Here is a 21,273-nt window from a genome sequence, read left to right on the forward strand (position 1 = left end):
CGTGGCGCTGCTGAATATTTTTGATATTGCTGGTTCGGCTTTAACGGCGCAGTCCAAGCGTCTGAACGTGGCGGCCAGTAACCTGGCGAACGCCGACAGCGTCACAGGTCCGGATGGTCAACCTTATCGTGCCAAACAGGTGGTCTTTCAGGTCGACGCGGCGCCCGGTGTGGCGACGGGCGGGGTGAAGGTGTCGGACGTGATTGAGAGCCAGGCGCCGGACAAACTGGTCTACGAGCCGGGCAATCCGCTGGCGGACGCGAACGGCTACGTGAAGATGCCAAATGTGGATGTGGTGGGCGAAATGGTTAACACCATGTCGGCTTCCCGCAGCTATCAGGCAAACGTTGAAGTACTCAACACGGTTAAAAGCATGATGCTTAAAACCCTGACACTGGGCCAGTAAAGGAGACGGCGATGTCTATTGCGGTAAACGTAAACGATCCGACTAACACTGGCGTGAAAAACACCAGCAACGGGAGTTCGCTGACCGGCAGCAATGCCTCCGATCTGCAAAGCAGCTTTCTGACGCTGCTGGTGGCGCAACTGAAGAACCAGGATCCCACCAACCCGATGCAGAACAATGAGCTGACCACCCAGTTAGCGCAGATCAGCACCGTAAGCGGGATCGAGAAGCTGAACACCACGCTGGGTTCGATTTCCGGTCAAATTGACAACAGTCAGTCCTTACAGGCCAGCGCGCTGATTGGTCATGGCGTGATGATCCCGGGTACTACCGTTCTGGCGGGCAAAGGCACCGAAGAGGGGGCGACCACCACCACGACGCCGTTTGGCGTTGAGCTGCAACAACCGGCAGACAAAGTCACCGCCACCATTACCGATAAAGATGGCAGAGTGGTGAGGACGATTGAGATTGGCGCACTGAAAGCAGGGGTACACACCTTTACCTGGGACGGCACCCTGACCGATGGCACCACGGCGCCAAACGGCTCTTATAACGTTGCGATCAACGCCAGCAACGGCGCGACGCAACTGGTGGCCCAGCCACTGCAGTTTGCTCTGGTGCAGGGGGTGATCCGCAGCAATGGCGGCAACACCCTCGATCTCGGCACTTATGGCACCACCACCCTCGACGAAGTACGGCAGATCATCTAAGCCTTCACACTAATCAGGAGTCATCATGGCTTTTTCACAAGCGGTAAGCGGCCTGAATGCCGCCGCCACCAACCTCGATGTCATTGGTAACAACATCGCCAACTCCGCCACCTATGGTTTTAAATCAGGTACGGCGTCCTTTGCGGATATGTTTGCGGGTTCCAAAGTCGGTCTGGGGGTAAAAGTTGCGGGAATTACCCAGGACTTTACCGACGGGACAACCACCAATACCGGTCGTGGCCTGGATGTCGCCATCAGCCAGAATGGTTTCTTCCGTCTGGTCGACAGTAACGGTTCCGTTTTCTACAGCCGTAACGGACAGTTTAAGCTCGATGAAAACCGTAATCTGGTCAACATGCAGGGGATGCAACTGACGGGCTATCCGGCAACCGGTACGCCGCCGACTATCCAACAGGGGGCAAATCCGGGGCCGATTACTATCCCGAACACCCTGATGGGAGCGAAAAGCACCGATACTGCGGCGATGCAAATTAACCTGAACTCGACGGATAAAATTCCGGCGAACACCCCTTTTAAACCGACTGACGCTGACAGCTATAACAAACGTGCCCCGGTGACGGTGTTCGACAGCCAGGGTAACCAGCATGACATTAACCTCTATTACGTCAAAACCGGCGATAACACCTGGGATGTCTGGACACAGGACTCCAGCGTGGCTAACTCGCCGCTGGTGAAGTCTGCGCAGATGAAGTTCGACGAGAATGGCGCGCTCGATACCGTCACAGGGTATACCGAAGTTGCGCCTGTTCCACCCGCCACTGAATCAACCTGGACGCTGAACGGGACGGCGAATGCTACCCCTTCATTTGAGATCACCACCGGGACGGTAAACGGCGCGGTTCCTGCGCAGTTCACTCTCAGCCTGCAAAACTCAATGCAGCAGAACACCGGCTCAAACGCGGTGATTGCCACAACCCAGAACGGTTACAAACCGGGCGACCTGGTCAGCTACCAGATTAACGACGACGGCACCGTAGTTGGTAACTACTCCAACGAACAGAAACAGATCCTCGGCCAAATCGTGCTGGCGAACTTTGCCAACAATGAAGGCCTGGCCTCTCAGGGCGACAACGTCTGGGCGGCAACTCAGGCTTCTGGCGTAGAACTGCTGGGAACGGCGGGCACCGGTAACTTCGGCAAGCTGACCAACGGCGCGCTGGAGTCTTCCAATGTGGATCTGAGTAAAGAACTGGTGAACATGATTGTCGCGCAGCGTAACTATCAGTCGAACGCGCAGACCATCAAAACCCAGGACCAGATCCTCAACACGCTGGTTAACCTGCGCTAAGCGCCTGACGGGATAGCTTAATGGATCACGCAATCTATACCGCTATGGGGGCGGCCAGTCAGACGCTGAACCAACAGGCAGTGACGGCCAGTAACCTCGCAAACGCCTCAACGCCGGGATTTCGCGCACAGCTTAATGCGCTGCGCGCCGTCCCGGTTGAAGGTTTGTCGCTGCCCACGCGTACGCTGGTGACCGCTTCAACGCCGGGGGCGGATATGACGCCCGGACAGATGGATTACACCTCGCGTCCGCTTGATGTCGCATTACAGCAGGACGGCTGGCTGGCCGTACAGACCGCAGATGGTCGCGAAGGGTATACCCGTAACGGCAGCATTCAGGTCGATCCGACCGGACAACTGACCATTCAGGGGCATCCTGTCATCGGTGAGGCGGGACCGATTGCCGTACCGGAAGGTTCAGAAATCACCATTGCGGCCGACGGGACGATCTCCGCGCTCAATCCGGGCGACCCGGCAAACACCATCGCCCCGGTAGGACGTCTGAAACTGGTGAAGGCGCAAGGCAACGAAGTGCAGCGGGGCGACGACGGCATGTTTCGTCTGACCGCCGCGGCCCAGGCAACCCGAGGTCCGGTGCTGCAACCCGATCCCAGCATCCGTGTGATGTCGGGGGTACTGGAGGGCAGTAACGTCAACTCGGTGTCCGCGATGAGCGACATGATTGCCAGCGCCCGCCGTTTTGAGATGCAGATGAAGGTTATCAGCAGCGTGGATGACAACGCGGGGCGCGCTAACCAACTGCTGTCGATGAGTTAACACAGGACATTTTATGATCAGTTCATTATGGATCGCCAAAACCGGCCTGGACGCGCAGCAAACCAATATGGATGTGATTGCCAACAACCTGGCAAACGTCAGTACCAATGGTTTTAAACGTCAGCGTGCGGTGTTTGAAGATCTGCTTTACCAGACTATTCGTCAGCCTGGCGCGCAGTCTTCTGAGCAAACCACGCTGCCGTCCGGTCTGCAAATCGGGACCGGCGTGCGTCCGGTCGCAACCGAACGTTTGCACAGTCAGGGCAACCTGTCGCAAACCAACAACAGTAAAGACGTCGCGATTAAAGGGCAGGGGTTCTTTCAGGTGCTGTTGCCGGATGGAACCTCTGCGTATACCCGCGATGGTTCATTCCAGGTCGATCAGAACGGTCAACTGGTGACGGCGGGCGGCTTTCAGGTTCAGCCTGCGATTACCATTCCGGCGAACGCGCTGAGTATCACTATCGGTCGTGATGGCGTGGTTAGCGTGACCCAGCAGGGTCAGGCTGCACCGGTTCAGGTCGGACAGTTGAACCTCACAACCTTTATGAACGATACCGGTCTGGAGAGCATAGGCGAAAACCTGTACACCGAAACCCAGTCTTCTGGCGCGCCAAACGATAGTACGCCAGGGTTGAACGGTGCGGGTCTGCTGTATCAGGGCTATGTCGAGACCTCAAACGTTAATGTCGCGGAAGAACTGGTCAATATGATTCAGGTTCAACGCGCCTACGAAATTAACAGCAAAGCGGTATCGACGACTGACCAGATGCTGCAAAAACTGACGCAACTCTAAGGCGTGATCCGGTGGGGCGGTTGTCTCACCGGCACCCTGTTTCAGAAGATAAAGGCAATGCAAAAAAACGCTGCGCACGCTTACCCGATTATGGCCCTGCTGGTGGTTTCGCTGTCAGGATGTGCCTGGATACCTTCCACTCCGCTCGTTCAGGGCGCGACCACGGCGCAGCCGATTCCTGGCCCGACGCCGGTAGCGAATGGGTCGATTTTTCAGTCCGCGCAGCCCATCAACTATGGCTACCAGCCGCTGTTTGAGGACCGCCGTCCGCGCAACATTGGCGACACGCTGACCATCGTGCTACAGGAAAACGTCAGCGCCAGTAAAAGCTCTTCTGCGAACGCCAGTCGTGACGGTAAAACCAACTTTGGCTTCGATACCGTCCCGCGTTATCTGCAAGGGCTCTTTGGCAACGCGAGAGCGGATGTTGACGCCTCTGGCGGGAATACCTTTAACGGTAAAGGCGGCGCTAACGCCAGCAATACCTTTAGCGGCACGCTGACTGTGACCGTCGATCAGGTGCTGGTCAACGGCAATTTACATGTTGTGGGTGAAAAGCAGATTGCCATCAACCAGGGCACTGAGTTCATCCGCTTCTCCGGGGTGGTGAATCCGCGCACCATTAGCGGCAGTAACTCCGTTCCGTCGACGCAGGTGGCCGATGCGCGTATTGAATATGTCGGTAACGGCTACATCAACGAAGCGCAAAATATGGGCTGGCTCCAGCGTTTCTTCCTCAACCTGTCGCCGATGTAAGCGAGGTCTTCCATGTTTAAATATGTCATTGGACTGGTTCTGGTCCTCGCCGGCGCGCTGGCCCATGCCGATCGTATTCGCGATCTTACCAGCGTCCAGGGCGTGCGTGAAAACTCGCTGATTGGTTACGGTCTGGTCGTCGGGCTGGACGGGACGGGGGACCAGACCACCCAGACACCTTTTACCACGCAAACGCTGAATAACATGTTGTCGCAGCTTGGCATCACGGTGCCAACCGGAACGAACATGCAATTGAAAAACGTGGCGGCGGTGATGGTCACTGCGTCATTTCCGGCTTTTGGCCGTCAGGGGCAAACCATTGACGTGGTGGTGTCGTCAATGGGGAACGCCAAAAGTCTGCGTGGCGGCACGCTGTTGATGACGCCCCTGAAAGGCGTTGATAGTCAGGTGTACGCGCTGGCGCAAGGGAACATTTTAGTCGGCGGCGCGGGCGCATCAGCGGGCGGCAGTAGCGTGCAGGTGAATCAGCTAAACGGTGGGCGCATTACCAACGGCGCGATCATCGAGCGTGAACTTCCCAGCCAGTTTGGCGCAGGTAATACCCTCAACCTGCAACTGAATAATGAAGACTTCACGATGGCGCAGCAGATTGCCGATACCATCAACCGGGCGCGGGGTTTTGGCAGCGCGACGGCACTGGACGCGCGAACGATTCAGGTGCGTGTACCAAGCGGTAATAGTTCCCAGGTTCGTTTCCTGGCCGATATCCAGAATATGGAAGTCAACGTCACGCCACAGGATGCGAAAGTGGTGATCAACTCGCGTACTGGTTCGGTGGTGATGAACCGCGAGGTGACGCTGGACAGTTGCGCTGTGGCGCAGGGTAACCTCTCTGTCACGGTGAACCGGCAGGCGAACGTCAGCCAACCGGATACGCCTTTTGGCGGCGGTCAGACGGTGGTGACGCCACAGACGCAGATCGATCTCCGCCAGAGCGGAGGCTCGCTGCAAAGCGTCCGTTCAAGCGCCAATCTGAATAACGTGGTGCGCGCGCTGAACGCGCTGGGCGCAACGCCGATGGATCTGATGTCAATCCTGCAATCCATGCAGAGCGCGGGTTGCCTGCGCGCCAAACTGGAAATCATCTGATGATTAGCGACAGCAAGCTGATGGCGAGCGCCGCCTGGGACGCGCAATCGCTGAATGAACTGAAAGCCAAAGCGGGCCAGGATCCGGCGGCGAACATTCGGCCGGTGGCCCGCCAGGTGGAAGGGATGTTCGTGCAAATGATGTTGAAAAGCATGCGTGAAGCGCTGCCGAAAGACGGCGTTTTCAGCAGCAGCCAGACGCGGCTCTATACCAGCATGTATGACCAGCAGATTGCTCAACAGATGACCGCCGGTAAAGGACTGGGGCTGGCGGAAATGATGGTGAAACAGATGACGCAAGGGCTGGCGCAACCAACGGAAGAGTCGGCTCAGGTGCCGATGAAGTTTCCACTGGAAACGGTGACCAGCTATCAAAATCAGGCGCTGACGCAACTGGTGCGCAAAGCGCTGCCTAAAACAGCGCAGAGCAATGACGAGCCGCTGTCCGGAGACAGTAAGGACTTCCTGGCGCAACTGTCGCTACCCGCTCGTCTGGCGAGTGAGAAAAGCGGTGTGCCGCATCATCTTATTTTGGCGCAGGCCGCGCTGGAGTCCGGCTGGGGCCAGCGGCAAATTCGCCGTGAAAATGGCGAGCCCAGTTTCAACCTGTTCGGGGTGAAGGCGTCGGCTAACTGGAAAGGGCCGGTAACGGAGATCACCACCACTGAATTTGAAAACGGCGAGGCGAAGAAGGTGAAAGCCAAATTCCGCGTTTACAGTTCGTATCTGGAGGCGTTGTCAGATTACGTCAGCGTGTTGACCCGCAATCCGCGCTATGCCGCGGTGACTACTGCGGCAACGGCAGAGCAGGGAGCGCAGGCGTTGCAGAGCGCAGGCTATGCCACCGATCCGAATTATGCCCGCAAATTGACCAGTATGATCCAGCAACTGAAGTCGATGAGTGAGAAGGTGAGCGACGCGTATAGCACCCGTCTCGATAATCTCTTCTAAATGGCTCAAGTCCCGCGACCTGCTGCCGATAATGCTTTGTAACTCCAGGATTAAAAGGAACCTCCATGTCCAGCTTGATTAATAACGCCATGAGCGGGCTGAGTGCGGCCCAGGCGGCGCTGAATACTGCCAGTAACAACATTTCCAGCTACAACGTTGCGGGCTATACCCGTCAGACGACCATTATGGCGCAAGCCAATAGCACGCTGGGGGCCGGCGGTTGGGTAGGCAATGGGGTTTACGTATCGGGCGTACAGCGTGAATACGATGCGTTTATTACGAATCAACTGCGTGCGGCGCAAAATCAGAGTAGCGGTCTGACAACCCGTTACGAGCAAATGTCTAAAATTGATAACCTGCTGGCGAGCAAAACCAGTTCGGTCTCGACCTCAATGCAGGACTTTTTTACCAGCCTGCAAACGCTGGTGAGTAACGCAGAGGACCCGGCAGCACGCCAGACGCTGATTGGCAAAGCCAACGGTCTGGTCAATCAGTTTAAAACCACCGATCAGTACCTTCGCGATCAGGACAAACAGGTCAATATCGCGATTGGCGCAAGCGTTGACCAGATTAATAACTACAGTAAGCAAATTGCCAGTCTGAACGATCAGATTTCGCGTTTGACAGGCGTGGGGGCCGGTGCGTCGCCAAACGATTTGCTCGATCAGCGTGACCAACTGGTGAGCGAGCTGAACAAAATCGTCGGTGTGGAAGTAAGCGTTCAGGATGGCGGCACGTATAACATCACGATGGCAAACGGTTATTCGCTGGTGCAGGGCAGCAACGCACGCCAGTTAGCCGCTGTACCTTCTCAGGCCGATCCTTCCCGTACGACTGTGGCGTATGCCGACCCGGTCGCCGGGAATATAGAAATACCAGAAAAACTGCTTACCACCGGCTCACTCGGCGGCTTGTTGACGTTCCGTTCACAGGAACTGGACCAGACGCGCAACACGCTGGGCCAACTGGCGCTGGCTTTTGCCGACGCATTTAACCAGCAGCACAGACAAGGCTACGATGCGGATGGAAAAACAGATGTCGATTTCTTTAGTGTCGGCAGTCCGGCCGTGCTTAAAAATGGCAAAAATACCGGTTCGGCGACGCCGGCTGCAACGGTGACGGATGCCTCTGTGGTGCAGGCGACGGATTACACCATGGTGTACGACGGCGCAAAATGGCAGATCACCCGTCTGGCCGACAATACCCGTTTTGAAGCCACCGAAAGCGGCGGAAAACTGACCTTTGACGGGCTGGAAGTGACGGTGGGCGCGGGGGCGGCGAAAAACGACAGTTTTACCTTAAAACCCGTCAGTAACGCCATTATCAATATGGGCGTTGAGGTCACCAATGAATCGCAAATCGCGATGGCAAAGGATGCAACGGCTGGCGCGAGTGATAACCGCAATGGACAGGCACTGCTGGATCTGCAAAAAGATAACACCACGGTCGGCGGCTCAAAGTCCTTTAACGATGCTTATGCCACGCTGGTGAGCGATGTGGGGAGCAAAACGGCGACGCTGAAAACCAGCAGTAACACCCAGAGTAACGTGGTGAAGCAGTTGACCAATCAACAGCAGTCTATTTCCGGTGTTAACCTTGACGAAGAGTACGGCAATTTGCAGCGTTTCCAACAGTATTACCTTGCCAATGCCCAGGTCCTGCAAACCGCCAGTTCGCTGTTTGATGCACTGTTGAGTATTCGCTAAGGGAGCAGACAACGATGCGTATCAGTACCCAAATGATGTACCAGCAGAATATGAGTGGAATTACCAGTTCCCAGGCTGAGTGGATGAAATATGGCGAACAGATGTCGACGGGTAAACGGGTGATCAACCCGTCCGACGATCCGATTGCAGCCTCTCAGGCGGTGGTGCTTTCACAGGCGCAGGCGCAGAACAGCCAGTTTGCACTGGCCCGGACGTTTGCCACACAAAAGGTATCGCTGGAAGAGAATGTGCTGAATCAGGTAACGACGGCCATCCAGAGCGCCCAGGGAAAAATCATCAATGCTGTCAACGGAACCTTAAGTGATGACGATCGCGCCTCACTGGCGACCGATTTACAGGGGATTCGCGATCAGTTGATGAACCTTGCAAACAGCACTGATGGTAATAACCGCTATATTTTTGCCGGTTACAAAACCGAGACGCCGCCGTTCGCTCAGGCTGACGGGACTTACAATGGTGGTTCGGAAAGTATCACTCAACAGGTGGATGCATCGCGTACCATGGTGATTGGTCATACTGGCGATAAAATCTTCAATACCATCACCAGTAATGCAGTCCCTGAACCCAATGGCGATCCGTCGGAAACCAGTTTGTTCAAAATGCTGGATACGGCGATTGCGTCGCTGAAATTGCCGGTGGGTGATGACGAAACGCTGAAAGCCGATGCGAAAGAGGTGATGGAAAAAACCAACCGTGGGTTGAGAAACTCCCTGAACAATGTGCTGAGCGTGCGTGCGGAACTGGGAACGCAATTAAGTGAGCTGAGTGCGCTTGACTCTCTGGGCAGTGAACGCGCCCTGGGACAAACCGATCAGATGAGCCAACTGGTTGATGTGGACTGGAACGCAGCGATTTCGTCTTATGTTATGCAGCAGGCGGCGTTACAGGCCTCGTACAAAGCGTTTACGGATATGCAGGGGATGTCGCTGTTCCAGCTTAACCGTTAATACCGTTTTGAAACATATCATGAAACTGGGTATGTTTTGTCTGCCCGCTCCATCTCACCCCGGAGCGGGCATTTTTTTGTCCTTTACGCGCTGATTTGCCGGGTTGCAGGCTGGCGTTTCCCTGTAAGCCGGATAATCAGTGCAATGATCCCGCCGAGAGTGGAAAGTGCAACCACGCCTTCCCAGTCCGCCACTGCGTAGACCTGGCTGCCCAGCATCGACCCTGATGCCATACCGATAAATACCACCGTAAACAACAGGGCGTTAAGGCGTCCTCTGGCCTGTGGCTCCAGACTGTAAACCAGATTCTGGTGCGCCACGAGGCTGGATTGCAGCCCCAGGTCGAAACCTATCGCCGAGAGGGCAATCAGCAGCCATTGTCCCTGAACGGGCAGGGTGGGTAACAGAAACATCAGCGCAAAGGAGAGGGTAACCAGTAACGCGCCCAGTTGTGTCACTTTTTCTGCACCCACTTTATCCGCCAGATGACCCGCCAGCGGTGCCGCCAGTGCCCCTGCCGCCCCGGCGATGCCAAAGGCGCCTGCTGCCGCGCTACCCATCTGATAATGTTCTGCAAGCATGACGGCAAGCGTTGACCAGAATGCACTGAATGAGACCGAGAGAAACCCCTGAGCCAGCGCGGCGCGGCGAAGTGTCGGATAGCGACGCCATAACTGCGCCATCGTCATCATCAGCGCGGGATAGCTCAGGGGGGAATGCGCGCCAAAGGACGGCAGTGCTTTCCAGAGTAACCCGCCAGCCAGAGCGATACTCACCGCCGCCAGTTGATACATTTCCCGCCAGCCAAAGGCTTCCCCAATCAGTCCACTCACCGTACGCGAAAGCAAAATGCCCAACAACAGCCCGGTCATCACGGTGCCGACGGTTTTCCCCTGTTTGCCTTGCGGGGCAAGAATCGCCGCTGCGGGGACAATATCCTGCGCCATCGTGGCGGCCATTCCCAGCAGCAAACTTACTGTCAGCAGGGAGTGCAACTGCGTGGTGAGGCTACAGGCAAGCAATAGCAGGGCGAGCGCTGCGCTCTTTACCAGAATGAGCGTGCGACGGTCGTAGCGGTCTCCGAGCGGCAGCAAAAATAAAATACCTAAGGCATAGCCAGCCTGCGTTAATGTCGGTACCAGGCCCATACCCGTCATACTCAGGCCTACATCCTGCCCCATTAACGGTAACAGCGGCTGGACGTAATAGATGGCGGCTACGCTGAAGCCTGCGCCCAGTGCCAGAATAAAGATCAGCCCACGAGACGGTGTGTTCATTCAGAAATCCTCAATCAAAGGTGTGAGGCTATTTTTCTCTGTCGGGCGCTTACCGGGTAGATGGCGGTGTGGTAAAACAATTATACGTAACACGTATGAGCATTTTGTGAATGATAAGAACTGAGCGTATAGACAGGGTGGAGCTGATGCGGACTTTTGTTCGCATCGTGGAGGCGGGGTCGCTGTCTGCCGCTGCCGGACAGTTGAAAACCACACAGGCAACGATTAGCCGTCGCTTGCAATCACTGGAAGCCATGCTGGGGGTGAAACTGATCTTGCGCACCACCCATGCCATGAAACTCACGGATGACGGCGAACGCGGCTATCACCATGCTAAACACATTATTGATGCCTGGCTGGCGCTGGAAGACGGCCTCAACGTCGCGGAGGATGAGCCTGTTGGTACGCTGCGCGTGCGAGCGCCACATGCCTTTGGTCAGCAGCAACTCCTTCCACCGTTGCTGCAATTTTTAGCGCGTTATCCCAGCCTGTCAGTGGAGTGGATGCTAAACGATAAAACGGTCGATTTTCTCAGCGATAATATTGATTGCGCAATTCGGGTGGGGGCGGAAGTCGACCCGGCGACGGTTTCAGTGTTACTGGCTGAAGTGCCCCGCAGCGTCGTGGCGACGCCTGATCTGCTGGCAGGTTTGCCAGAGATAACCGAGCCAGTACAACTCTCAGCGCTTCCCTGGATAGCGGTGAATACCTTTTATCAGCACAACGTTTCGTTGACGCATCAGCACAGCCGCGAACCGGTAACCCTGGCGATTACACCACGTCTGAGCACAGACAGTATTTATGTTGCACGTAATGCCGCTCTGGCGGGACTGGGTGCCGCAATAGTATCCACCTGGACGGTGTCTGATGATATCGCGCAAGGGCGGCTGGTTGAGTTAGTTCCTGACTGGCAGGCCGCGCCGCTGCCGGTACACTTGGTTTATCCGTGGGCGCGTTACTACCCCACGCGCTTGCGTAAGTTTCTGGAACTGATGAAAGCGGTAATGCCTGAACTGGCGGGAATGCGACGGCCGAAAGAGGAATAAAAAAGCCGACCCGAAGGTCGGCTTATGCGTCAGTCGGTGTTATTCCACAGACTGAGGACGGGTCGGTTCCGCAGACGCATGATGCGTCGCACTGTGACCGCCTGCTGCGCCTTTACCGTCAAAGGCAAAGGCAGGGCGCTGCCAGTCACTGTGGCGTGGCGTTTCCGGCACATATTCCGGCGCTGGCGCACGTGTCATCGGTGCCGTTGCGTGGCTGTGTCCGACGACCACTTCTGCTGCGACAGGTGTGACGATATTGGCAACCGTCTCCGCTGCAACCGGTGCCGCGACGTGCGCAGGCGCAACAGCCTCTTCGACAACAACGGGTTCTGCAACGGATTCTGCAACCACTTCAGGCTCAACCGCCACGACTTCAGCAACCTCTTCAACTGCTGGCGTCGTTTCTGACGTTTGCGCAACAGGCTCTGCCTGGGTGCTGATCTCCTCGGCAACCGGGACATCTGCTTTCGCAATCACCTGCGGCTGTTCATCAACCGGGGCGGCAATCACTTTCGGATGTGTGGTTTCGACAATGTCTTCAACCTGAACCGGTGCTTCTGCAATCACTTCAACCGGTGTTTCAATAACCGATTCACTTGCAACCGTTTCAACTGCGGCAACCAGTGCTTGCGGCTCAGTCACAACGGACGGCGTCTGAATCTCTTCGACGATCTGCTCTTCTGGCTGCACATCCTGAGGACGGACAACCGGATAGCGGATCCACACTTTACCGGAAGCCATTTCTGGTGATGCACAGGCAACCGTCAGTGGCATGGGCGACTGCAGCGGGTAACGCTCGTCACGGTAACGACGGCGGCGCTGACCGCTCACGCGCAGGTGACGTGGGGAACGACGAGAGCGACGCGGCATACCGCCGTTGTCACGTGCTTCACCATTGTCTTCCTGCTCAGAGGCCGTCTCGGTGACGACCGGCAGTGGCACTTTCGCCAGTTCAGTGCTTTGCGTGGTAACCGTCTGTTCAACAACCGGTGCAGCATCGCTCGCTTCAGCGGCCACGACGGTGACAGCGTCCACTTCAGAGGCATTCTCGTTGTAACGCACTTTCTGGTTCAACTGGCGCTGTTTACGGCGCGTCTGAGGCTGACGAACGCGCTCTTCCTGCTCCGTTTCCTGGCTCGGTTGCTCGTCAATATTCAGCGCCTTCACTTCCTGCTGCGCCTGACGTTTGTCTTCGCTGCGACGGCGATTACGCTCGCGACGCGGTTGCTGCTGTTCGTCGCCGGATTTCGCCTTATCCGCTACATCAGTGGATTGCTGACGATTATCACGACTCTCAGTATTCTGTTGAGACTGACGGCGGTTACGGCGGTTTTCGTCACGGTTTTCACCGTTCTCCGGGCGGTCACCACGGTTATCACGGTTGTCACGGCGTTCACTACGATCGTTACGGTCGCGGCGGTTGTTCTGACGTTTGCGGCGATCCTGCTGGCGCTCCGGTTTTTCTGCGGCTTTCGGCGCTGGTTGCTCTGCGGGCTTCGCTTCTTCGCTTCCACTAAACAGCGATTTCAACGCCCCCAGGAAACGGCTTAACAGGCCCGGTTCCGCAGGCGTCGCAGAGGCTGCGGCGGCTTTCGACGGCGCAGCTTTCACAGCAGGTTCGGCTGTTGCAGGGGCTGGCGGAACTTCCGGCATAGCGAACGTCGCAAGAGCGGGCTGCTCAGGCAGTTTACGCTCGGCGAACTCTTCTTCTGACGGTAACGCCATAGCCTCTTCATGCAGCTTCGGCAGCATATAGCTCAGGGTTGACGTCTCTTCGCCTTTACGTACACGCAGAACGGAGTAGTGCGGCGTTTCCATCTGATCGTTTGGCACGATCACACAGCGCACGCCATCCTGACGCGCTTCGATGGCATTGACTGCCATGCGTTTTTCGTTGAGCAGATAGGACGCGATTGGCACGGGGACAATCGCATGTACTTCCTTCGTGTTTTCTTTCAGCGCTTCTTCTTCAATCAGGCGCAGAATAGACAGAGACAGCGATTCGTTATCACGTACGGTGCCGGTACCGCTACAGCGCGGGCAGACGTGATGGCTGGACTCACCCAGCGACGGGCTCAGGCGCTGACGGGACATTTCCAGCAGACCGAAGCGTGAAATATGACTAATCTGGATACGCGCACGATCCTGACGGACTGCTTCACGCAGACGGTTTTCCACCGCACGCTGGTGACGTACCGGCGTCATATCAATGAAATCGATAACAATCAGACCGCCGAGGTCACGTAAACGCAACTGGCGAGCAATCTCATCGGCCGCTTCCAGGTTGGTGTTAAACGCGGTTTCTTCAATATCGCCGCCGCGGGTGGCCCGTGCGGAGTTGATGTCGATCGCAGTTAACGCTTCGGTGCTGTCGATAACAATCGAGCCGCCGGAAGGCAGGCGCACTTCACGCTGGAAGGCGGATTCAATCTGCGATTCAATCTGATAGTGACTGAACAGCGGGATTTCACCGGTATACAGTTTAATTTTGCTGCTGAAATCCGGGCGACCTAACGCCGCGATATGCTGGCGCGCCAGTTCAAGCACTTTCGGGTTATCGATGAGGATTTCACCAATATCCTGACGAAGATAGTCGCGGAAGGCGCGAACAATCACGTTGCTCTCCTGGTGGATCAGGAAGGGAGCAGGGCGGCTTTCCGCGGCTTTCTGAATGGCTTCCCAGTGCTTCAGGCGGAAGCTTAAGTCCCATTGCAGCGCTTCGGCAGATTTGCCGACGCCCGCGGTACGCACGATAAGCCCCATGCCATCAGGCAGTTCCAGACTTGCCAGCGCTTCTTTCAGTTCGGTGCGATCGTCGCCTTCAATGCGACGGGAGATGCCGCCCGCACGCGGGTTGTTTGGCATCAGAACCAGATAGCTCCCCGCCAGGCTGATAAAGGTGGTCAGTGCAGCGCCTTTATTGCCGCGTTCTTCTTTATCAATCTGAACAATCACTTCCTGGCCTTCGCGCAGCACATCTTTGATGTTTGGACGACCATGAGCGTTGTAATTGGCGGGGAAATATTCGCGGGCAATTTCTTTTAACGGGAGGAATCCGTGACGTTCAGCGCCGTAATCAACAAAAGCCGCTTCCAGACTTGGTTCAATACGGGTAATTTTGCCTTTATAGATGTTTGCTTTTTTCTGCTCATGCCCTGGACTTTCGATATCCAGGTCGTACAGACGCTGCCCATCTACCAGGGCAACACGCAACTCTTCCTGCTGAGTTGCGTTGATTAACATTCTTTTCATCGTAACTTACTCATTATTCTTACATTGACGACTAAGCTACGGGCAGAGTAATGCCTTTCCGGGTATGAACCGATGGCCTCGTGTCTATTCGCGTCGCCAACCTCACGGTTATCGTCAGCTCAAAGAGGCGCAAAGTGTCGGTTGCCTGTATTTCATACGGAAACACAGCGCAATTATCAGGGGAACCGCCTGGGTATTACTCTCCAGAGAAGATCCGAACTACCGGTAAGGACTGCAACCCGCAGCCCGCTAACTGTCTGAAAGATCAATACGTCTTACGCCATTGCTGCGTGGATGATCGTCCGGACAAAATGGGTTTTTCCGTAAAATTCCTTGTTTTAACAAGATTTGACACGGAAACGGTTACATTATTCCACTGCTAACCTTGTTATAGCAAGATGACTTTTACCTTTTATCACCCGCTTACTCACAGTTTTTTCACTTATCGATGCTGATTGGTTTAATAACCATCAAATCAACCATGAAAGATGTGACTGACGGAGGATAAAGATAAATATAAGCACAGAAAAATGAGTGGCGCTAATCGGTATGGCTATTTAGAATCGGCGCCCATGAAAACAGAGACTCCATCCGTAAGAATTGTTGCTATTGCTGCTGACGAAGCGGGGCAACGCATCGATAACTTTTTGCGTACGCAGCTTAAAGGCGTACCGAAAAGTATGATTTATCGCATTTTGCGTAAAGGCGAAGTGCGGGTGAACAAAAAACGCATCAAACCAGAATATAAACTGGAAGCGGGCGATGAAGTGCGTATTCCGCCGGTTCGTGTTGCCGAACGGGAAGAAGAGGCGGTGTCGCCACATCTGCAAAAAGTGGCTGCGCTGGCAGAGGTTATCCTTTATGAGGACGATCACATCCTGGTGCTGAACAAACCGTCGGGTACGGCGGTGCATGGCGGCAGTGGTTTAAGCTTTGGGGTGATTGAAGGGTTGCGCGCGCTGCGCCCGGAAGCCCGTTTTCTTGAGCTGGTTCACCGTCTCGATCGTGATACCTCTGGCGTGTTGTTGGTGGCGAAAAAACGTTCGGCGCTGCGTTCGCTACACGAGCAATTGCGCGAGAAAGGGATGCAAAAAGATTATCTCGCGCTGGTCCGTGGACAGTGGCAGTCGCATGTCAAAACCGTACAGGCACCGCTATTGAAGAATATCCTGCAAAGTGGCGAGCGTATCGTGCGGGTGAATCAGGAAGGCAAACCATCGGAAACGCGCTTTAAGGTGGAGGAGCGTTACGCCTTCGCTACGCTGGTGCGTTGTAGTCCTGTCACCGGGCGTACGCATCAGATTCGCGTACACACCCAGTATGCCGGGCATCCTATCGCTTTTGACGATCGTTATGGCGACCGTGAATTTGATAAGCAACTGGCGGGAACCGGTTTATCGCGTCTGTTCCTGCACGCGGCGGCGCTGAAATTTACCCATCCTGGAACCGGTGAAGTACTGCGCATTGAAGCGCCGATGGACGATCAGCTCAGGCATTGTTTGCAGCTACTGCGTAAAAACGCAGGCTGAGGGCGATTTTTCAGGCCTGCCTTTTAGCAGGCCTGAATAACGACGATGGCTACGCCATTAACGGGTTCATCTCTTCGCGACGTAACATCTGGCATAGCGCAATCAGTGGCAGACCAATGAGTGTGTTCGGGTCACGACCTTCCAGACGTTCAAAAAGCGCAATCCCCAATCCTTCGCTTTTAAAACTGCCGGCACAGTGCAGTGGTCGCTCTTTGCGAACGTAATCGCTGATCTCCGTTTCGCTGAGATGGCGAAAATGCACGTCAAACGGCTCCACCTCGGTTTGCAGATGTCCGCTTGCGGAGTTATACAGCGCCAGTCCCGTATAGAAAGTAATGATATTGCCGCTGGCTTTGGCCAACTGCTCACAGGCTTTCTCTTCCGTTAATGGTTTACCGGTTATTTCCCCGTCGAGGACACACACCTGGTCGGAACCAATAATAAGATGTGCAGGAAAACGGTGTGCCAGCGATTGCGCTTTCTCTTGCGCCAGACGGTTGACTAAGTGGCGAGGGCTCTCTGCGGGCAACGGTGTTTCGTCTACCTCAGGGGCCGCACATTCAAACGGTATCGCCAGTTTTTCCAGCAGGGCGCGGCGCCAGGGGGATGTGGAGGCGAGAATGAGATTCGGCATATTTTTTCCACCAGATATAGCGTAATGATGAGAGCCATTTTAAACTATGCTCTTCGTCTTTCAGGTGTGCCGCATGGCGTCTCCTGAGCGAAAATAAGTCTGTAAACCGCAATGTGTGCGAATTATTGGCAAAAGGCAACCGCAGGCTGCCTTTTTCTTTGACTCTATGACGTTACAAAGTTAATATGCGCGCCCTATGCAAAAGGTAAAATTACCCCTGACTCTTGATCCGGTTCGTACGGCTCAAAAACGCCTCGATTACGAAGGTATCTATACTTCTGATCTCGTAGAGCGCGTCGCCGGTTCTGTAGTCAGTGTGGACAGTGATGTGGAATGCAACATGTCGTTCGCCATCGATAACCAACGTCTTGCTGTAATTACAGGCGATGCGAAGGTTACGGTAACGCTCGAGTGTCAGCGCTGCGGGAAGCCGTTTCCTCATCATGTTCACACAACGTATTGTTTCAGTCCGGTCCGTTCTGACGAACAGGCTGAAGCACTCCCGGAAGCGTATGAGCCGATTGAGGTTAACGAATTCGGTGAAATCGATCTGCTTGCAATGGTTGAAGATGAAATTATCCTCTCCTTGCCTGTAGTTCCGGTGCATGATTCTGAACACTGTGAAGTGTCCGAGGCGGACATGGTCTTTGGGGAACTGCCTGATGAAGCGCAAAAACCAAACCCATTTGCCGTATTAGCCAGCTTAAAGCGTAAGTAATTGAGGAGTAAGGTCCATGGCCGTACAACAGAATAAACCAACCCGTTCCAAACGTGGCATGCGTCGTTCTCATGACGCTCTGACCGCAGTCACCAGCCTGTCTGTAGACAAAACGTCTGGTGAAAAACACCTGCGTCACCACATCACTGCCGACGGTTACTACCGTGGCCGCAAGGTAATCGCTAAGTAATCACGCGTTTGCGTGATGAAGCTTAGTGAGGAACTTCCCCGTTCACGCGGGGAATTACCAAACCAGGCGGCGAAGATACCTTGACACGTCTAACCCTGGCGTTAGATGTCATGGGGGGAGATTTTGGCCCTTCCGTGACAGTGCCTGCAGCACTGCAGGCACTGAATTCTAATTCACAACTCACACTTCTTTTAGTCGGGGATCCCGATACAATCACGCCATTACTTGCTAAAGCTGACTTTGAACAACGTTCGCGTCTGCAGATTATTCCTGCACAGTCAGTTATCGCCAGTGATGCCCGCCCCTCGCAGGCAATCCGCGCCAGCCGTGGAACCTCTATGCGTGTGGCGCTGGAACTCGTGAAAGAAGGGCGAGCACAAGCCTGTGTCAGCGCCGGGAATACCGGGGCGCTCATGGGACTTGCGAAATTACTGCTCAAACCGCTGGAGGGTATTGAGCGTCCTGCGCTGGTGACGGTTTTGCCACATCAGCAGAAAGGGAAGACGGTCGTCCTCGATTTAGGGGCGAATGTCGATTGCGACAGCAAGATGCTGGTGCAATTTGCCATAATGGGGTCAGTGCTTGCGGAAGAAGTGGTTGGAATCAGTAACCCTCGCGTGGCTCTGCTCAATATCGGTGAAGAAGAAACGAAGGGTCTCGACAGTATTCGTGATGCCTCTGTGGTGCTAAAAGCAACGCCTTCTGTCAATTACATCGGCTATCTTGAAGCCAACGAACTGTTGACGGGAAAAACAGATGTTCTGGTATGTGATGGTTTCACAGGCAATGTCACATTAAAGACGATGGAAGGTGTTGTCAGAATGTTCCTTTCGCTGCTGAAATCTCAGGGTGAGGGTAAAAAACGGTCGTGGTGGCTGCTGATATTAAAACGTTGGTTGCAAAAAAGCCTGACGAGGCGATTCAGTCACCTCAACCCCGACCAGTATAATGGCGCCTGTCTGTTAGGATTGCGTGGCACGGTGATTAAAAGCCATGGTGCGGCCAATCAGCGAGCGTTTACCGTCGCGATTGAACAGGCAGTGCAGGCGGTGCAGCGACAAGTTCCTCAGCGAATTGCCGCTCGCCTGGAATCTGTATACCCAGCTGGATTTACACTGCTGGATGCTGGCAATGGCGACGTATCGCAACCACAATGATTACGGTGTGGTGAGACGGCCCCAGCCTCTTAGCCGTTGTGACAAGCGGTATATAACCGAAAAGTGACTGAGCGTACATGTATACGAAGATTATTGGTACTGGCAGCTATCTGCCTGAACAGGTGCGGACTAACGCCGATCTGGAAAAAATGGTCGATACGTCTGACGAGTGGATTGTCACCCGTACAGGTATCCGTGAACGCCATATTGCTGCGCCAAATGAAACCGTCTCAACGATGGGATTTGCCGCCGCCCAACGCGCGCTGGAAATGGCGGGCATTGATAAAGATCAGATTGGCTTGATTGTGGTTGCGACCACCTCAGCAACACATGCTTTCCCGAGCGCAGCGTGCCAGATTCAGAGCATGCTGGGCATTAAAGGCTGCCCGGCGTTTGACGTCGCAGCGGCGTGTGCGGGCTTTACTTACGCGTTAAGCGTTGCCGATATGTACGTCAAATCCGGTGCAGTAAAACACGCGCTGGTTATTGGTTCTGATGTACTGGCGCGTACCTGCGATCCGAGCGATCGCGGAACCATCATTATTTTTGGTGATGGTGCAGGCGCAGTGGTACTGAGCGCCTCCGATAAACCGGGCATCATCTCGACGCATTTGCATGCCGACGGTAGCTATGGCGAACTGCTCACACTGCCGAATGCCGATCGCGTGAATCCGGAAAATCCGATTCATCTGACGATGGCTGGTAACGAAGTGTTCAAAGTGGCTGTCACCGAACTGGCGCATATCGTTGATGAGACGCTGGCGGCCAATAATCTGGATCGTTCAGAACTTGACTGGCTGGTTCCGCACCAGGCTAACCTGCGCATCATCAGCGCGACAGCTAAAAAACTGGGCATGTCGATGGACAATGTGGTGGTGACACTGGACAGACACGGCAACACGTCTGCGGCCTCCGTTCCGTGTGCGCTGGATGAAGCCGTGCGTGACGGGCGTATCAAAGAAGGTCAGCTTGTGTTGCTTGAAGCCTTTGGCGGTGGATTCACCTGGGGCTCCGCGCTGGTTCGTTTCTAGTATAAGGATTTAAACATGACGCAATTTGCATTTGTGTTCCCTGGACAGGGTTCCCAGACGGTGGGAATGCTGGCTGATATGGCGGCAAGCTACCCTATCGTAGAAGAGACCTTTGCAGAAGCTTCTGCTGCGCTGGGTTATGACCTGTGGGCGCTGACCCAGCAGGGACCGGCTGAAGAACTGAACAAGACCTGGCAGACGCAGCCTGCGCTGTTAGCGGCATCAGTTGCTTTGTATCGCGTCTGGCAGCAGCAGGGCGGTAAAGCGCCTGCGCTGATGGCGGGCCACAGCCTGGGTGAATACTCTGCGCTGGTTTGTGCTGGCGTGATTAATTTTGCCGATGCGGTGCGTCTGGTGGAACTGCGTGGTAAATTCATGCAGGAAGCTGTTCCGGAAGGAACAGGCGGCATGTCAGCCATTATCGGTCTTGACGATGCCTCCATTGCAAAAGCCTGTGAAGAAGCGGCAGAAGGCCAGGTGGTTTCTCCGGTGAACTTTAACTCTCCGGGACAAGTGGTCATTGCCGGGCACAAAGAGGCTGTCGAACGTGCGGGCGCCGCCTGTAAAGCTGCTGGCGCGAAACGTGCGTTGCCACTGCCGGTCAGTGTGCCGTCCCATTGTGCGCTGATGAAGCCTGCGGCCGAAAAACTGGCGGTCGAATTAGCGAAAATACCCTTTAACGCGCCGATGATACCGGTTATCAACAACGTTGATGTTAAGTGTGAGATCGACGCGGATGCGATTCGCGACGCGCTGGTGCGTCAGTTATATAGTCCTGTGCAATGGACGAAAAGTGTCGAATTTATGGCGGCTCAGGGTGTCGAACATTTGTATGAAGTCGGCCCAGGCAAAGTCCTTACGGGTCTGACGAAACGTATTGTTGATACCCTGACGGCGTCGGCGCTTAACGAACCGGCGGCGATGTCTGCGGCGCTTGAGCAATAAAAGAGGA

The 21,273-nt window shown here is 55.0% G+C and carries 20 protein-coding genes; 17 read left to right on the forward strand and 3 right to left on the reverse strand.

The features are described 5' to 3' along the window. Position 1 precedes the first annotated feature (1 nt). From flgC to flgL, 10 genes are all read left to right on the forward strand, one after another. Positions 2–406 carry a flagellar basal body rod protein FlgC gene (gene flgC, locus WB371_RS17975; protein WP_336221394.1) on the forward strand — a complete coding sequence of 135 codons (405 nt, stop codon included), beginning with the start codon at positions 2–4 and terminating at the stop codon, positions 404–406. Between the two features lie 11 nt (positions 407–417). Continuing rightward, positions 418–1,116, forward strand: a complete 699-nt coding sequence (gene flgD / locus WB371_RS17980; protein ID WP_336221395.1) for a flagellar hook assembly protein FlgD — start codon at positions 418–420, stop codon at positions 1,114–1,116. A gap of 25 nt (positions 1,117–1,141) precedes the next feature. Beyond that, the gene (gene flgE / locus WB371_RS17985; protein WP_336221396.1) at positions 1,142–2,425 is read left to right on the forward strand and encodes a flagellar hook protein FlgE; all 1,284 of its coding nucleotides are present in this window, start codon (positions 1,142–1,144) and stop codon (positions 2,423–2,425) included. Between the two features lie 20 nt (positions 2,426–2,445). Further along, positions 2,446–3,201 carry a flagellar basal-body rod protein FlgF gene (gene flgF / locus WB371_RS17990; protein ID WP_336221397.1) on the forward strand — a complete coding sequence of 252 codons (756 nt, stop codon included), beginning with the start codon at positions 2,446–2,448 and terminating at the stop codon, positions 3,199–3,201. Positions 3,202–3,214: 13 nt separating this feature from the next. Then, positions 3,215–3,997 carry a flagellar basal-body rod protein FlgG gene (gene flgG / locus WB371_RS17995; RefSeq protein WP_336221398.1) on the forward strand — a complete coding sequence of 261 codons (783 nt, stop codon included), beginning with the start codon at positions 3,215–3,217 and terminating at the stop codon, positions 3,995–3,997. Positions 3,998–4,054: 57 nt separating this feature from the next. Next, positions 4,055–4,753: a flagellar basal body L-ring protein FlgH gene (gene flgH / locus WB371_RS18000; protein WP_336221399.1), complete on the forward strand. Its 699-nt coding sequence runs from the start codon at positions 4,055–4,057 to the stop codon at positions 4,751–4,753. Positions 4,754–4,765: 12 nt separating this feature from the next. Then, positions 4,766–5,863 carry a flagellar basal body P-ring protein FlgI gene (locus tag WB371_RS18005; RefSeq protein WP_336221400.1) on the forward strand — a complete coding sequence of 366 codons (1,098 nt, stop codon included), beginning with the start codon at positions 4,766–4,768 and terminating at the stop codon, positions 5,861–5,863. Next, a complete protein-coding gene (gene flgJ, locus WB371_RS18010; protein WP_336221401.1) occupies positions 5,863–6,813 on the forward strand; it encodes a flagellar assembly peptidoglycan hydrolase FlgJ in 951 nt (316 codons plus the stop codon). The genes WB371_RS18005 and flgJ overlap by 1 nt, the downstream gene beginning before the upstream one ends. A gap of 65 nt (positions 6,814–6,878) precedes the next feature. Beyond that, positions 6,879–8,519: a flagellar hook-associated protein FlgK gene (gene flgK / locus WB371_RS18015; protein WP_336221402.1), complete on the forward strand. Its 1,641-nt coding sequence runs from the start codon at positions 6,879–6,881 to the stop codon at positions 8,517–8,519. Between the two features lie 14 nt (positions 8,520–8,533). After that, positions 8,534–9,487 carry a flagellar hook-associated protein FlgL gene (gene flgL, locus WB371_RS18020; protein WP_336221403.1) on the forward strand — a complete coding sequence of 318 codons (954 nt, stop codon included), beginning with the start codon at positions 8,534–8,536 and terminating at the stop codon, positions 9,485–9,487. An 83-nt stretch (positions 9,488–9,570) separates the two neighbouring features. On the opposite strand, the gene WB371_RS18025 is transcribed toward flgL, so the two are convergent. Beyond that, positions 9,571–10,764 (reverse strand): MFS transporter, encoded by a 1,194-nt coding sequence (locus WB371_RS18025; RefSeq protein ID WP_336221404.1) that lies wholly within the window; start codon positions 10,762–10,764, stop codon positions 9,571–9,573. 110 nt (positions 10,765–10,874) lie between these two features. Between WB371_RS18025 and WB371_RS18030 the strand changes: the two genes are divergently transcribed. Further along, positions 10,875–11,810 carry a LysR family transcriptional regulator gene (locus tag WB371_RS18030; RefSeq protein ID WP_336221405.1) on the forward strand — a complete coding sequence of 312 codons (936 nt, stop codon included), beginning with the start codon at positions 10,875–10,877 and terminating at the stop codon, positions 11,808–11,810. Between the two features lie 39 nt (positions 11,811–11,849). On the opposite strand, the gene rne is transcribed toward WB371_RS18030, so the two are convergent. Continuing rightward, a complete protein-coding gene (gene rne, locus WB371_RS18035) occupies positions 11,850–15,062 on the reverse strand; it encodes a ribonuclease E (protein WP_336221406.1) in 3,213 nt (1,070 codons plus the stop codon). Positions 15,063–15,634: 572 nt separating this feature from the next. Here rne and rluC point away from each other — a divergent pair. Next, on the forward strand, positions 15,635–16,591 hold the full coding sequence (rluC, locus tag WB371_RS18040) for a 23S rRNA pseudouridine(955/2504/2580) synthase RluC (RefSeq protein WP_336221407.1): 957 nt from the start codon (positions 15,635–15,637) through the stop codon (positions 16,589–16,591). Between the two features lie 49 nt (positions 16,592–16,640). On the opposite strand, the gene WB371_RS18045 is transcribed toward rluC, so the two are convergent. Continuing rightward, positions 16,641–17,225: a nucleoside triphosphate pyrophosphatase gene (locus WB371_RS18045; protein ID WP_336221408.1), complete on the reverse strand. Its 585-nt coding sequence runs from the start codon at positions 17,223–17,225 to the stop codon at positions 16,641–16,643. A 196-nt stretch (positions 17,226–17,421) separates the two neighbouring features. On the opposite strand from WB371_RS18045, the gene yceD reads away from it, so the two are divergent. The 5 genes from yceD to fabD all read left to right on the forward strand — a co-directional run bounded on the left by yceD (position 17,422) and on the right by fabD (position 21,266). Next, positions 17,422–17,943, forward strand: coding sequence for a 23S rRNA accumulation protein YceD (gene yceD / locus WB371_RS18050; RefSeq protein WP_336221409.1), 522 nt, complete (start codon positions 17,422–17,424; stop codon positions 17,941–17,943). Between the two features lie 16 nt (positions 17,944–17,959). Continuing rightward, positions 17,960–18,133: a 50S ribosomal protein L32 gene (gene rpmF, locus WB371_RS18055; protein ID WP_000290727.1), complete on the forward strand. Its 174-nt coding sequence runs from the start codon at positions 17,960–17,962 to the stop codon at positions 18,131–18,133. An 80-nt stretch (positions 18,134–18,213) separates the two neighbouring features. After that, positions 18,214–19,290, forward strand: coding sequence for a phosphate acyltransferase PlsX (gene plsX, locus WB371_RS18060; protein ID WP_336221410.1), 1,077 nt, complete (start codon positions 18,214–18,216; stop codon positions 19,288–19,290). A gap of 77 nt (positions 19,291–19,367) precedes the next feature. Then, positions 19,368–20,321, forward strand: coding sequence for a beta-ketoacyl-ACP synthase III (gene fabH, locus WB371_RS18065; RefSeq protein ID WP_336221411.1), 954 nt, complete (start codon positions 19,368–19,370; stop codon positions 20,319–20,321). Positions 20,322–20,336: 15 nt separating this feature from the next. Beyond that, entirely contained in the window at positions 20,337–21,266 is a 930-nt protein-coding gene (gene fabD, locus WB371_RS18070; protein ID WP_336221412.1) for an ACP S-malonyltransferase, read from the forward strand. Positions 21,267–21,273: the final 7 nt, after the last annotated feature.

Origin of the sequence: Citrobacter amalonaticus (genome assembly GCF_037053465.1) — a bacterium.
In the GTDB taxonomy this organism is placed as follows: domain Bacteria; phylum Pseudomonadota; class Gammaproteobacteria; order Enterobacterales; family Enterobacteriaceae; genus Citrobacter_A; species Citrobacter_A amalonaticus_H.